This is a genomic window from Blastocatellia bacterium (genome assembly GCA_025054955.1).
In the GTDB taxonomy this organism is placed as follows: Bacteria; Acidobacteriota; Blastocatellia; order HR10; family J050; genus JANWZE01.
This window is the reverse complement of sequence record JANWZE010000133.1, coordinates 1-12,158: the sequence shown is the minus strand read 5'-3', so window position 1 is coordinate 12,158 and position 12,158 is coordinate 1. Positions and strand designations below refer to the sequence as shown.

Here is a 12,158-nt window from a genome sequence, read left to right as displayed (position 1 = left end):
GCGGGCCTCGCCTGCTCGTCGCTCGTCCTGAGCGGAACCCAGGGCGCAGGCAATTTGATTAACTTCGATGGCCTCGCTAGAATAACCGGCTCAAAGAGGAGCTACTCATGGCAACAAACACGACGCTCACGCGGTGGGTTAACGAGGTCGCCACACAAACTCATCCTGATCGCATTCATTGGTGTGACGGCTCCGACGAAGAATACAACAAGCTCATTCGGGAGATGACTGACGCCGGGACATTGATCCCGCTCAATCATGAGAAATATCCCAACTGCTATTTGCACCGAAGTGACCCAACTGATGTAGCACGGACCGAGCATCTGACGTTCATCAGCACGCCGCATCGAGAGGATACTGGCCCAACCAACAACTGGATGTCGCCGGAGGAAGTTCGCCAGCGTATCTGCAAGCTCTACGACGGTTCGATGCGAGGCCGAACCATGTATGTCGTGCCGTATCTGATGGGGCCTGTGGGTTCGCCGTTTGCGCGCGTCGGCGTGGAGATTACGGATAGTCCCTACGTCGTGGTCAATATGCGCATCATGACACGGATGGGTCGGGTGGCGCTGGAGCATTTGGGCAACTCGAGCGATTTTGTTAGAGGGCTGCATTCGCTGGGCGATTTGAGCCCGGAACGTCGCTACATCTGTCACCTGCCTGATGAGAGGCTGATCCTGAGCATCGGCTCAGGCTATGGAGGCAATGCGTTACTTGCCAAGAAGTGTCATGCGCTGCGCATTGCCAGCGTGGAAGGCCGTGACGAAGGATGGATGGCTGAACACATGTTGATCGTCGGCGTCGAAGCGCCGGATGGGCAAGTCACCTACATGACGGGCGCGTTCCCCAGCGCCTGCGGAAAAACGAATCTGGCGATGTTGATCCCACCTGCGGCGCTCAACGGCTACAAAGTCTGGACAGTTGGTGACGACATTGCGTGGTTGCGAATTGGGGCGGACGGACGACTCTGGGCTGTCAATCCGGAAGCCGGATTCTTCGGCGTAGCGCCGGGAACCAGCATGAAGACGAATCCGAACGCCATGTTGACGCTGTCATCCAACTCGATCTTCACCAACACGGCGCTGACCCTGGATGGAACGCCGTGGTGGGAAGGTATGAGCGAACCTCCAGAGCAAGCCATTGATTGGCGCGGCAAGCCTTGGAAACCCGGCAACAACAGCAAAGCCGCTCACCCCAACGCTCGCTTCACCGCGCCGGCGGCGCAATGCCCCAGCATATCCCCCGAATGGGAGAACCCGCAGGGCGTGCCGATTTCAGCGATCATCTTTGGCGGACGGCGAGCTCGATTGGCACCGCTTGTGTACCAGTCATTTGATTGGCAGCATGGCGTGTTTGTCGGCGCTGGCATGGCTTCGGAAACGACAGCGGCAGCAACCGGCGCCGTCGGCGTTGTACGACGCGACCCGATGGCTATGCTCCCATTCTGCGGCTATAACATGGGCGATTACCTACGCCACTGGCTGACGATGGGCGCCCGCTCTTGGCGGATGCCAAAAATTTTCCATGTGAACTGGTTCCGCACAGACGAGAGTGGCAAATTCCTATGGCCTGGCTTCGGCGAAAATTTGCGTGTGCTGAAGTGGATCATTGACCGCGTCAATGATCGCGGCGAGGCGGTGGAAACACCGATAGGGTATATCCCCACGCCGGCCGCGCTCGATTGCGAAGGCCTGGATATTTCCCGAGAAACGCTCCAACAACTGCTTGCCGTTGATCGCGCGGCATGGAAAGAAGAAGCCGGCGCCATCGGTGAGTTTTTCAAGCGGCTGGGCAACCGCCTGCCAACTCAGATGTGGGACGAACATGCGCGACTGCTCAAGCGGCTGAGCTGATGAGCCGACGCCCGGTTGACAGTTGCAGCCACTGAAACCGGCCCGCTCGCTGCTCTACCTGCGGGTGAGCGAACACGATCAACAGGCGCACTTCTTACCGATCAGCGTGTTGAGTCTCTCTGTGGATGAGTGGACACGATGCCTGCATTGCACGGTCAAGCCCGCGCGAATACTGTGGGTTGTCACTCTGCTTGCTCTTGTTCCATCTCCATCAACCGCGCGTAAAATTCCTTCGCGGCGCTGGTGACGGCGCGCGGCTTCATGCCATTGGCCGGTTCGACAAAACCATCGCGCTCCATCGCATCAATGATCGAGGCAGCGCGACCATAGCCGATACGCAAGCGGCGTTGTAGCACAGAGGTTGATGCGCGTCCCATCTGCACGACGATCTTCAATGCTTCATGATACAGCTCATCGCGCGCACCGCTGGCACCCTCAGCCAGCTCTTGACGCTCTTTTTCGGACATCAGGATGCTCTCGTCATACTCCGGCGCGGCTTGCGACTTGACGAAATCCACGATTGCGTTGATGTCTGCCTCGTCTACATACGCGCCGTGAACCCGGACCAGCCGTGCCGTCCCCGGCGGCAAGAACAACATATCGCCACGACCCAGCAGTTGTTCAGCGCCATTGGTGTCAATGATTGTCCGCGAATCTATTTTGCTGGCGACGCGGAAGGCAATCCGGCAGGGGAAATTGGCTTTGATCAAGCCGGTGATCACGTCAACCGAGGGGCGCTGCGTCGTGAGGATCAGATGAATCCCGACAGCGCGAGCCATTTGAGCCAGTCGCGTAATAGAGGTCTCAACGTCGTTGGAGGCAACCATCATGAGATCGGCCAATTCGTCAATGATGATGACAATGTAAGGCAGCGGCTTCAGTTCAGCGCGCTCCGATTCATCGCTGAGCAACAATCGTCCGCCTGAGGTTTGCACTTCTTTGTTAAACTGATCAATGTTGCGCACGCCGACGCTGGCCAGCAGCCGGTACCGATCCTCCATTTGACTGACAGCCCACTTCAGCGCATTGGCCGCTCGTTTGGGGTCCATGACGATCGGCGTCAGCAGGTGAGGAATACCTTCATAGAGGCCCAATTCTAATCGCTTCGGGTCAATCAAAATGAACCGCACCTCATCGGGTGTGGCCTTGTACAACAAGGAGCAGATGATGGCGTTCAACGTCATGGATTTGCCAGCGCCGGTCGCGCCAGCAATCAGCAGATGCGGCATGCGCGCCAGATCAGTGATGTAAATGCTGCCGTCAATCAATTTCCCCAGCGCGATGGTCAGCTTGGAACGTGACGTTTGATACTTGCGCGATTCGATCAGTTCCCGCAAATAAATAATCTCAGGATGCTTGTTTGGCACCTCAATGCCAACCGTTGACTTGCCGGCGATGCGGTCTATGCGGATATGCTCGGCTTCCAGCGCCAGACACAAATCATCAGCCAGACTGGTAATGCGGCTATACTTGACGCCGGGGTCAGGCTTGAACTCAAATGTAGTGACCACTGGTCCTGGACTGATTTGCTGTACCTGTCCGGTCACAGAAAATTCACTGCAACGCAACGCCAACTGTTGAGCTCGTCGCAGCAGCTCTTGCTGCTCCTGCTCGGTTGACTCAGGAGTATGAACTGGCTCTTTGAGCAGATTGACCGATGGCAGTATGAACGCCGATTTCGCCGATTTGGTCAGCCTTTCTGCTTTGTGAGCAGCCTCCGAGGGCTTCTCTTCGGGCCTGGACTGTATGGTTGCCGTTGACAACATCTGGGCTACTTCCGTCTTCAACGGCGTTTCAACAGGTGACGGCACGGCCTGGGCGCTGCTGGCCACGTCACCCGCAACAGGTACATCAGCGGCCGGCGACGGCGTTGCAGACTTGGTCTGCGGGGTTGACGCTTTGGCTGCCCCTGATGGCACGATGGGCGGCGAGGCTGCTTGTGCGGGCTTTGTTCGCTCTGATGGTGATTGCTCAGTTCTGACTCGTGGCGGACTCACAGCCGAATCAAGTGATTCATCAAGCAACAGCTCATGCTCAACCTGCTCAGTGAGAGTCTGCCAGGTAGACGGTGAGAGCGTCGGCAGCTTCCACCGTCTCACAAGCTGAGACAGGCGCGGCAGCAACCGGTCTACTTGTTCGACAAACGAGATATTGGCAGTGACAATCAGCATTAGCAGGAGCGCCGTCACCAAAACCAACGCGGCGCCAACCGTGTTTAAGTACGAGGCCAGTCCCGTGGCGACGAGCAATCCGAGCAGTCCACCGACCCGAATATTCTCAAATACAAACGTGCTGGGGAAGAACAATGCCAGCAAGGCAGCCAACGACAGACAGCAAGCCATCCACCCAAGCGAACGGGTCATCACAGCCCGGACATCGCGGCTACGCAACTTGAGCCAGCCCAGATAGAGGAAAAACAATGGCAACAGGTAGGCGGTCAAACCACACGTTTGAAGAACCACATCAGCCACGTAGGCGCCAGCTTTGCCAATCCAATTGCTTGTTTGATGCGCTGGCGCAGCCACGTTCCAGGCGGCATCCTGCGGGTTGAAGCTGATCAAGCTCAACAACAAGGCCAACGACATCACCAGCAGCCCAATTCCGACCAGCTCATCAGCACGCCGATGGCTGGTCGCAGAGGGTGGCGTGGGTTGGCTAGGCGACAGTTTAACAGCCGATCTTGCCATGTTACTTCGATTGCGTTGACCAGACCTGTTCGGTCACAACAGAAGCGCCGTTGCGCTGTGAAAGCAGGTACTCGCGAATGAAACCATCCAGCTCACCATCGAGCACAGCATCCACGTCGCTCGTTTCGTACTTGGTTCGCACGTCTTTGACGAGCTTGTAAGGATGCAACACGTAGCTGCGAATCTGCGAACCGAAGCTGATCTCCCGTTTGGTGGATTCCAGCTTCTCTTTTTCAGCAGCGCGTTTTTCCATCTCCAGCTCATACAGCCGCGAGCGCAATACCCGCATTGCCACCTCGCGGTTCTGATGCTGCGAACGCTGATTCTGACAGGAGACAACGATGCCTGTCGGCAAGTGCGTGATGCGAACGGCCGATTCCGTCTTATTGACATGCTGGCCGCCGGCGCCGGAGGAACGGAATGTGTCTATCTTGAGGTCGGCTTCGTTGATGTCAATTTGCACATCATCGGCAATCTCCGGTGTGACAAACACTGAGGCAAAACTCGTCTCGCGGCTTTGCGCGATGTTGAACGGTGACAAGCGCACCAGCCGGTGGACGCCGGCTTCGGCCTTCAAATACCCGTAGGCGTAATCGCCTTCGACGCGAAACGTTGCTGATTTGATCCCGGCTTCTTGACCTGGCTGTTGGTCCAGCAATTCTGTTTTGTAGCCGGCTTTTTCGGCCCAGCGCAGATACATCCGCAACAGCATCTCAGCCCAATCCTGAGCATCAGTGCCGCCGGCGCCGGGCTTGATCGTGACGATGGCGTTGCTACGATCCATCTCGCCGGACAAGATGGAGCGAACCTCCGCGTCGGCCAACTCGCGCTGCAACTGAGCTACTGTCTGACGCAATTCATTCAGCAGCGTTTCATCCTCGCCAGCTAATTCAAACAGCACGTCAATGTCACCGAGCATCCGTTCGAACCGCTCCACCTGCTCAATATCCGCCTGCAGCCGGCTCCGCTCGGTCAGCAGGCGGCGCGCGCGCGCTTGATCGTTCCAGAAATCGGGTTGGGCAATGATTTGCTCCAGCCGATGCAACTGCTCCCGCTTGGACTCAACGTCAAAGAAACCTCCGCAGCTCATCAAACTTGAGCTTCAGCGGTTCGTATGTTGCTCGTATCTCATCTATCATGGCTCGTCTGTCCTCAAAAAATTTGCTGTGTGCCAATAGAGTATCTTAAAATGCTGCCTCATGCAATACAGCCATTCACACTTGGGACCGCCAATCGGGGATTTCGCGTGAGGATCAAGCCGCCACCGCCGGCATGAGGCTTCACAAGAAGCCCCACCGGTTGGCCTGAGAGGTCAGACCATGAAACGACGTGCCATTTATCCTGGATCATTTGATCCTGTCACCAACGGGCATCTGGACGTGATTGATCGAGCCGTCAAGCTATTTGACGAGGTGATCATCGCTATTTTGAGAAATTCGACCAAAGCCCCACTCTTTACGGTTGAGGAACGGATCGCCATGCTCCAACAGGTGAATCGCTGGCCAGCCGTGACGATTGATTCGTTCGAGGGCTTGTTGGTTGAATACGCTCGGTTGAAGCAAGCCACTGCGATTATTCGCGGCATCCGTGCCATCTCCGATTATGAATACGAGATGCAAATGGCGCTGATGAATCGGCGCTTGAATCCGAATACCGAGACCATCTTCCTGTTCACGGCTGAACAATACTCGTATCTGAGTTCGCAGTTGGTCAAAGAGGTCTTCTTATTGGGCGGCTCGGTGGACGGGCTAGTTCCCGACGTTGTTCAGCAACGCATGCGCGAGAAATATCAGTCATTGAATCTGCTCAAACCGAGTCAATAAGGATCACCGAGGATGAGTCAGTCAACCTTTTCCCACGCCGATGTCGCCTGTAATCAAGCAAGAACCAATAAGGATCACCAATGATGAGTCAGTCAACCCCTTTCCCCCGTTCGCAGCGTGTCAGTCACATGCAACCCTCCTCAACGCTGTTGGTCGTTCAAGCGGCGGCCCGTCTGCGCGCTCAAGGCATTCAAGTCATTGACCTGGGCGCCGGCGAGCCAGACTTCCCGACGCCTCACCATATCAAGCAGGCCGCTCAACAAGCGATTGCCGACAACTTCACAAAATACACGCCGGCTGCCGGCATTCCGGAGCTGAAACAAGCGATTGTCGAATCTCTTTATGCAGAATATCAGGTCGAGTATACGCCAGCTCAGGTCATTGCCACAGCCGGAGCCAAGCAGGCCATCTTCAACGCGATCGTTTCGCTGATCAACCCTGGCGATGAGGTGCTCATTCCCTCGCCCTATTGGGTCACATTTCCTGAAATCGTTGCGTTTGCCCAAGGCCGCAGCGTCTACATTGATACGGAACCAACGGGCTTTCATCTGACCGCTGACCTGGTGCAGGCTCACATCACGCCCCGATCACGCCTGCTGATCCTCAATTCCCCGTGCAATCCGACCGGACGGGTGATCCCTCCAGAAACCTATCGGCAGATCGTAGAAACGGCTGTGGCGCACGGCCTCTATATCATCGCTGATGAATGCTACCGTGAGTTCGTCTATCCACCCGCTGTTCGGTTCTGCGCCGGTCAGTTGCCCAACGAGCTACGATCCCATCTCATGATCTGCGGCTCGTTATCAAAAACCTATGCCATGACCGGCTGGCGACTCGGCTACGCGCTCGGTCCACAAGCGTGGATTGACGAGATGGTCAAGGTGGCCAGTCACTCTACATCCAATCCCACGTCTATCTCACAAAAGGCCGCCCTGGCTGCCTTGCGTGGCCCGCGTGAACCAGTTGAAGCAATGCTGAACGAATACCGCCGCCGGCGTGATTACCTCATACCGGCGCTGAATCAACTGCCGGGCATTCACTGCGACATGCCGGACGGCGCGTTCTATGCCTTTGTCAATATCAAACACTTGCTGGCCAACGGGCCACTGCAGACATCGGATGAAGTTCAACTCAGATTACTCGAAGACTTCCACGTCGCCTTGACCGCGGGTTCCGCATTCGGCGTCGAAGGCTACTTGCGCATTTCCTACGCCAACTCGATGGAGGCGTTGGAACGCGGCGTTGAGCAAATCCGCGCGTTTATCGAAAGTTTGTGAAAGCTCTCGACACGCGATAAAGTGACTCAAACACGGCCTTTCTCTAGACTATTGGTATTATGCCCCTGGCTCCTTGCCCCTGGCTTCTGGCTCAAGAATGGCTTTTCTCCGGACTAATGGTATTACACTCGATCTTTTCCTTGCTCGTTGCGCTGTGATGGCGATGAAATCGGGGTTCGGCCAACATCGCTCAGCGTCGCAATTGTTCAATCGTGGCGGCGCCTTCCAGCGAGCGTTCCTTGCTTTTGTCATGATACGTATGGCATTGAGCGCAGCGAAAATCGGCGCCGCCAGCGGGACTATGGCATTGTCGGCACGACTCGATACCGGGCATCAGCACATCGCTCGTCTTTTGGCTCGACGGCGTTTGTGTATGACAGGCAACGCAGCTCAGCGCGCGATGCGCCTGATGACTAAAGGCGCTATGCACCATCCACCGAACCGGAATATTGGGCGGTCTGACTGCCGGTAACGCCTGCTCTTTCATCTCCAGCTCGTGACACTCAACGCAGGTCTTGCGAAACAACAACTTCTTGACATCTTCCATCTCCCGGTCAACCCACGCGCGCGGCGTCGTCGGCAGTTGCTCGTATCGGGACTGGCCCGGCAGCCGACGAATCAACTCGATCTGGCGTTGATTGATCACTTCGGGGTGCTCGATTACATATTGGCTCAACCGATCCTGCGCGTGCTCGATCACCACCTCGACTTTCTCATGCGGCACAACCACGCCCGGCAAGCGAGCGCTGAACTCCAGCCGATGACACTCCATACAATGCTTTTCGTAATTGATCGGCTGCATGTAAGCTCGCTGGCTATCAGGTTGATGGCAGTAACTACAGGCCAACGTCGCACGGCCATCGCGAATAATTACATGAGAGCGATCTTTGAGTTTGTCCAGATGCTTCAAGTCCGGTTTCAAATGAACCTGATGATTGAGCTTGATCCTGGCCGGGTCTGGCACACGCGCCCGCAACACGGCAAATTCAGGGTGACGACGGCTGAAGTCACTAACCGCTGGCTCAATCGTATGCCCAACAGCTAAACAGGCAGTTGCATGAGACGACGCCCCGGTCGTCTTCAAGCTGGCGTGACATTGCGTGCAATGGCGGTCGCTCATGCGGGTTAGGACGACGTCGCCTTGATGTTCAACGTGGCAACTGGCGCAGCCGGGCGTGAAGGTCTGCGTCGCGTGATGAGCCGGCGCATCATGACACCGCAAGCACGCTTGGTCAGACACGCGCCGCCAATAGATACCTTGCTGGTTTGGCGCATGACACTGCTGACAATCACCTTCAAACATCTTGTGGCTCAGAGAAACCGGGCCAGGTAAGTAGGCTTGCTGACGGCCTCGCGTTGTTTCCACCATCAACCACAGGGCCGCCAGCAGCGCCGACGCGATGATCGTCTGCCGCAGCCGAACACGCAGCGGATGAGGTCGCTTGAAATAGTTCAAGTCAATGCGTTCGGCTAACTCTTTCGTCGTTCGTTCGCGCGCCATAATGAAACCTGACCGACTCGCTCAGCACGTGTCTCCATTATCGGATCAATACCGCAGCGCCATGACAATGTGCCAGATGGTGAGCACCAACACGGCCATGGAGAGCGGCACATGCACAAACAGCCACCCATGCAACCAATGGTGCAAGCGGACCTGCAAGCTCAGTTGCCGCCGCTCATCGCACGCGGCGGCCAATTCATCAACAGTCTGATGCAGTGACGTCGGCAGCAACGTCCGCAGATGATCAAACAATGTAGCAGCCGGCTTGGCCTGACCGAGCCGACTCAGACGAGCCGATCCATGTTGAAGGAAGGGTCGCGCCTCGGTCAGGTAAAATTCTTTCAATGGCTCACTGCCGGCAACGGGTTCACCGCTCGCTCGTTTCGTTTTACTCTTAACGACCCTGCCCTTAACCACTCCTTCCGATTTAACGACGGCGGCAGCCACCGTCGTGGTCGCCGCCTCCTCCGTCGGCAGGCCAAGCGGCCCGCAAACTTCTTCAATCAAACTATCGGTCGCCTGAATTAACTGCTCAACGACGTGATCAATCTGTTCATATATCGTTTCCGCCGGAACCTGAGTCATCATCAGGCGTGGCAAGAATTGTTGCAGCGCCAGCCCCCAGACGCCGCTGAGGATGATTCCTATCAGCAACCACATTAACACCGTTGTCAATGGTCCGCCAAAACGAAATCCGGCATGAAAGCAGATCAACAGCAGACTCAACAAACCCAGCCACAGGTGGCCGCGCATCCACGTTTCGGCTCGCCCGATGCGCCACGTAGGAATTTTCTTACGGAGACTGAGCAACCCCGCATAGAGCATCAATGCCGATCCCGCGATGCCATAGATCAAGCCTGGCCAACTGCCGCCAGACGGCCCATTGAGCGACAGTAGATGATACGGAATGTAGGCGGCTGTGGCGATGACGGCCAGCAGCACCGTCCAGCGAATCCACACCTTGTGAGTCTGATCAATCAGCATCCGATGACCTATGGTGAGCGGCGAAGCGAGATCAGTTGTTGAGAGAAAAATTCACGCGGGTTGACGCGCAACGCCGCTTGATGCGGACAGGCATAGACACAACTGGGTTCGGCTAATCCCAAACACAAATCGCAAGTCGTGGCTTTCTTTTCCACAACCGCTTTCTGGCGACCGGGGTGCTCTGGGTCCGGCGCCAACTGCTCAAATTCGTGCATGTTGATATTACCGTAGGGACATTGCTTGGCGCACAATGCACAGCCGATACACCAATCTTCGATGACGATTTCCAATGTCTCACGACGACGGATCGAACCGACCGGGCAGCCGATCATGCAGACAGGATCGAGGCATGAGCGACAGGAGGTCGCCACCAGATATTTGTCATAGCGCAGCCCATCCCGAACAAGCCGTGTGATGCCATCGTGCGCAGCGGCGCAGGCGCGCACACAATCATCGCAACGTGTGCACCGCTCCAGATCAATGAGCAACACGTTTTGCGCCTCCATCAATCCTTGCTCTAAAAATTCGTCCAGCGGCACGCCCGGCGCTGATTGCGCAATCAGTTGTGTCGCCTGCTTGCGGCGAGCGGCTTCGGCTTCCAGTTGGGCGCGAACATCAGGGAATCGTTGCAGCATCAGGCCGAAGTCCTGTTTGCTGATTTTGACAACTTCAGCGTGATCCAGCGCCTGACACGTGGCCGTTCGCGCTTCGCCGGTGAGCAAGCCCATTTCGCCGAAAAATTGCCCGCGTCCTAGATAGGCCAATACCAATTCGCCGCCAGGGCGCTGTTGCGACACTTTGATAAAGCCCAGCCGAACCAAATAGAAGCTATCGGCCACCTCGCCTTCTCGACAGATGACTTCCCCTGGCTCCAAACGCAGCAATTCAACGCGCCGGCGCAAATGATCCATGAACTCATCGCTCAACTGCGCGAAGATCGGCACGCTGCGCAGATGATTATCCATAGCCCGCAAGCGGTAGGCATCATCCAGTTGTTGCTTGAGCGTCTTGGTGCGCTTGTAAAGATAATCCAGCACGTTGCGCAACATCTCCAGCAGCTCACAATCCTCAGCGGCGCGCACGGTCGCCGAACGTGGGTAAAAGCTCAAGCAAGTCATTTCGCCGAATAGATCGCCGGGACCAAACATGCCGACGGGATTAGCCAGCGTCACATCGAATGGAGCATCAAGGGGAATGTATTGCTGCCTCACGCCGTCCTCACGGGGACGCTCTTGACGGCCAACCAACGCGCTGGTGAACTTGCGAACAAGCCCCAGGAAGCCCGTGCCGCGTCCTTCCTCTTTCCGGCTCTTGACGTGAGCGATCGGTGACGAAATAAACACTTCGCAACGGCCTTTCAGCAGGTAGAAGGCGGTTGAGCCATATTCCCCTTCCCGGCAGATGATCTCGCCCTTCTTGAACCGCCGTCGCACGACTGACCCTTGATTCTTCTCGAGGAACGTGCGAGCGACTTCCTGGAAGATAGGAATTTGCAAGAGCTCCTCAGGGGTCAGCGGCTCACCATACTCGAGCGTTGCCTGCGTCAGTGCTTTCGGCATACGGTCGGCGCTCCTTGGCTAATAACCCAGCCGGAGTCTATCAATCGCCCCTAGCGAAGTCAAGCAACATGCCAGTGGGGCTCCACGTATCGGCAACTCCTGGTCAGACAATACCAATAGTCCGAAGAAACGCCATGTTTGATGAAGTGACATGAAGAGAAAACCAGGCCTTCCCAAGCAGCGGTTTCCGATTTCTTATGCAGATTCGGCATTAAATTTCCCAACACGTAAAATGCGACTACCTCAACCGGTCAGAAGCGTCCTTGACGACCTCAAACTCGTAGTAGATTTCTTTGCCACGTATGATGAAGCTCAAATAATGCTCCCAAAACCGCCGCAGGAAGCGCATCGAGGGAAACCGTTGATCAAGATTGATGAGAAACTGAATGCCGAGCAATTTCCAGAGATTTAACAGCGACACGTGAATCCGTCGCGGAACTAATCGTACCTGCGTGTAAAAAGGAAATGGCGCCT

General features: G+C 56.1%; 9 protein-coding genes. 3 read left to right on the top strand and 6 right to left on the bottom strand.

Annotated features, from left to right (window positions below; all coding sequences use genetic code 11):
* Nucleotides 1-107 precede the first annotated feature (107 nt).
* The gene (locus tag NZ823_16375; GenBank protein ID MCS6806703.1) at nucleotides 108-1,853 is read left to right on the top strand and encodes a phosphoenolpyruvate carboxykinase (GTP); all 1,746 of its coding nucleotides are present in this window, start codon (nucleotides 108-110) and stop codon (nucleotides 1,851-1,853) included.
* Between the two features lie 182 nt (nucleotides 1,854-2,035).
* On the opposite strand, the gene NZ823_16370 is transcribed toward NZ823_16375, so the two are convergent.
* Both NZ823_16370 and prfB read right to left on the bottom strand, forming a co-directional pair.
* Nucleotides 2,036-4,540, bottom strand: a complete 2,505-nt coding sequence (locus NZ823_16370) for a DNA translocase FtsK 4TM domain-containing protein (protein MCS6806702.1) — start codon at nucleotides 4,538-4,540, stop codon at nucleotides 2,036-2,038.
* A 1-nt stretch (nucleotide 4,541) separates the two neighbouring features.
* Nucleotides 4,542-5,679 (bottom strand): peptide chain release factor 2 gene (gene prfB / locus NZ823_16365; protein MCS6806701.1). Its coding sequence is split into 2 segments (ribosomal slippage): nucleotides 4,542-5,609 and nucleotides 5,611-5,679, totalling 1,137 coding nucleotides; the frame shifts between segments, so codons are not numbered across the junction.
* Between the two features lie 180 nt (nucleotides 5,680-5,859).
* On the opposite strand from prfB, the gene coaD reads away from it, so the two are divergent.
* Complete coding sequence (coaD, locus tag NZ823_16360; protein ID MCS6806700.1) at nucleotides 5,860-6,363, top strand: pantetheine-phosphate adenylyltransferase; 504 nt, start codon at nucleotides 5,860-5,862, stop codon at nucleotides 6,361-6,363.
* A gap of 80 nt (nucleotides 6,364-6,443) precedes the next feature.
* Complete coding sequence (locus NZ823_16355; protein MCS6806699.1) at nucleotides 6,444-7,640, top strand: pyridoxal phosphate-dependent aminotransferase; 1,197 nt, start codon at nucleotides 6,444-6,446, stop codon at nucleotides 7,638-7,640.
* 190 nt (nucleotides 7,641-7,830) lie between these two features.
* On the opposite strand, the gene NZ823_16350 is transcribed toward NZ823_16355, so the two are convergent.
* The 4 genes from NZ823_16350 to NZ823_16335 form a co-directional block, all read right to left on the bottom strand.
* The gene (locus NZ823_16350; GenBank protein ID MCS6806698.1) at nucleotides 7,831-9,141 is read right to left on the bottom strand and encodes a hypothetical protein; all 1,311 of its coding nucleotides are present in this window, start codon (nucleotides 9,139-9,141) and stop codon (nucleotides 7,831-7,833) included.
* A gap of 45 nt (nucleotides 9,142-9,186) precedes the next feature.
* Complete coding sequence (locus NZ823_16345) at nucleotides 9,187-10,125, bottom strand: hypothetical protein (protein MCS6806697.1); 939 nt, start codon at nucleotides 10,123-10,125, stop codon at nucleotides 9,187-9,189.
* A gap of 8 nt (nucleotides 10,126-10,133) precedes the next feature.
* Nucleotides 10,134-11,684, bottom strand: coding sequence for a cyclic nucleotide-binding domain-containing protein (locus NZ823_16340; GenBank protein MCS6806696.1), 1,551 nt, complete (start codon nucleotides 11,682-11,684; stop codon nucleotides 10,134-10,136).
* A gap of 238 nt (nucleotides 11,685-11,922) precedes the next feature.
* On the bottom strand, nucleotides 11,923-12,158 hold a 236-nt coding region (locus NZ823_16335; GenBank protein MCS6806695.1), incomplete at its 5' end, for a hypothetical protein.

Bases quoted from the DNA above. Each gene is read 5' to 3' on its own strand.
- NZ823_16350 (MCS6806698.1), bottom strand. From the start codon at position 9,141: ATGGCGCGCGAACGAACGACGAAAGAGTTAGCCGAACGCATTGACTTG.
- coaD (MCS6806700.1), top strand. From the start codon at position 5,860: ATGAAACGACGTGCCATTTATCCTGGATCATTTGATCCTGTCACCAAC.
- NZ823_16340 (MCS6806696.1), bottom strand. From the start codon at position 11,684: ATGCCGAAAGCACTGACGCAGGCAACGCTCGAGTATGGTGAGCCGCTG.
- NZ823_16370 (MCS6806702.1), bottom strand. From the start codon at position 4,540: ATGGCAAGATCGGCTGTTAAACTGTCGCCTAGCCAACCCACGCCACCC.
- NZ823_16355 (MCS6806699.1), top strand. From the start codon at position 6,444: ATGATGAGTCAGTCAACCCCTTTCCCCCGTTCGCAGCGTGTCAGTCAC.
- NZ823_16345 (MCS6806697.1), bottom strand. From the start codon at position 10,125: ATGCTGATTGATCAGACTCACAAGGTGTGGATTCGCTGGACGGTGCTG.
- NZ823_16375 (MCS6806703.1), top strand. From the start codon at position 108: ATGGCAACAAACACGACGCTCACGCGGTGGGTTAACGAGGTCGCCACA.